Genomic DNA, 1,561 nt, shown 5'->3' with positions numbered 1-1,561 from the left:
CGCGAACGCCCTGCTCAAAGCCGATCGATGCTGGACGCAATCTCCAGCTTGATCATCACGGATACGCGGTGGAGCGAGGGCCAGCAACGTCCATGCAACCGGCGCGTTAGCGGCTGATGGATCTGCCTTTCACTGCGCCCGAGCCGTATATCCTGATGCTGACAGGCGCGGGGTTCCTGATAGCGCTGGTGGCTTGGCTACCGCTTGCGCTGAAAAAGCTCCCGCTGTCATTGCCCATTGTGTGCATCCTCATAGGCGCTGGCATCTTCTGTTTGCCGGAGGTGAAGTTCCGGCCTTCGCCGATCAACTATCCCGTTATCACCGAACGCTTCAGCGAATTTGTGGTGATTATCGCACTGATGGGCGCAGGGTTGAAGCTTGACCGCCCCTTTCACTGGCGGCGCTGGGGCGTAACCTGGCGTTTGCTTGCGATCACCATGCCGCTCGGCATCGGCATCATCACGCTGATGGGCGGGGCCTTGCTGGGCCTGCCATGGAGCATCGCTCTCCTGCTCGCCGCCAGCCTCGCGCCCACCGATCCCGTTCTTGCCGCCGATGTTCAGGTCGGCCCTCCTAGGAGTGGTGAAGAAGATGAAGTCCGGTTCGGGCTGACCTCGGAAGCAGGGCTCAATGACGGCCTTGCCTTTCCGTTCGTCCATCTCGCCATCGTGCTCGCAGCGAGTGCCGGGGAGCCATGGTTTGGCCGCTGGCTCGGCGTCAATGTAGTGTGGGAGGTCGTTGCAGGCGTGGGCGGCGGCTGGTTGATTGGCAAACTCTTCGGCTGGCTGACTTTCCATATCCCGGCAGAGACGAAGCTCGCGAAGACCGGCGATGGCTTGATCGCCATCGCGGCGACATTCGTCTCCTATGGCGCCACCGAGATCGTTAACTGCTATGGATTCCTGGCGGTTTTCGTCACGGCGCTGACGCTGCGTGCGTCACATCGCGACCATGAGTTCAACGTGCAAATGCACGACCTTACCGAGCAGATCGAACGCCTTGCCATGATGGTTCTCCTGCTCCTGTTCGGCGGAGCTCTCATAACCGGTCTGCTTGCCCCACTCCAGCCAATGGACGCGGCATTTGTGCTGCTGATCCTGCTCGTGGTGCGGCCTACCACAGGGCTCATCGCGCTAACGGGCTTCAAGGCGAACCGCTTTGAAAAGCTGACGATCGCTTTCTTCGGTATACGCGGCGTCGGCTCCTTCTACTATCTTGCTTATGGGCTTAATCACATGGATGTCGGTGACCCGGACCGCCTCTGGGCCGTCGTGGGTCTGGCGGCTCTGGTCTCAATCCTGCTTCATGGCCTAACGGTGACGCCCGCTATGCGGTGGTTGGATCGCCGCCAGGGGCGTGACCCGGACAAAGGCGAGACTACGGGTGAGGCTCATGATCGGGGCAAAGCCTGATCCAGCGCTCGCCCATGCCAGCGAGAGCGACCCAAGACGACCCTTCCCGAGCAGAAATGAAGCTCCCGAAAGCGGCTATTCATACCGGTACTCGCCGCGCCCGACGTCGCGAAAGTATCAGTGATCGCTCGCGGAAAAAGCTCCTATGC

1 protein-coding gene is annotated in these 1,561 nt (G+C 60.8%); it reads left to right on the top strand.

Going from position 1 to position 1,561, the window contains the following annotated elements:
* Window positions 1-116 precede the first annotated feature (116 nt).
* The gene (locus tag MU848_RS15360) at window positions 117-1,412 is read left to right on the top strand and encodes a cation:proton antiporter (protein ID WP_247233963.1); all 1,296 of its coding nucleotides are present in this window, start codon (window positions 117-119) and stop codon (window positions 1,410-1,412) included.
* The last annotated feature ends 149 nt before the right edge of the window (window positions 1,413-1,561 follow it).

It is taken from the genome of Sphingobium agri (genome assembly GCF_023051225.1).
GTDB classification, from domain to species: Bacteria; Pseudomonadota; Alphaproteobacteria; order Sphingomonadales; family Sphingomonadaceae; genus Sphingobium; species Sphingobium agri.
The sequence above is the reverse complement of the archived record's forward strand: the minus strand, read 5'-3'. Positions and strand labels throughout refer to the sequence as shown.

Coding starts and splice junctions, on each gene's coding strand:
- MU848_RS15360 (WP_247233963.1), top strand. CDS start 117: ATGGATCTGCCTTTCACTGCGCCCGAGCCGTATATCCTGATGCTGACA.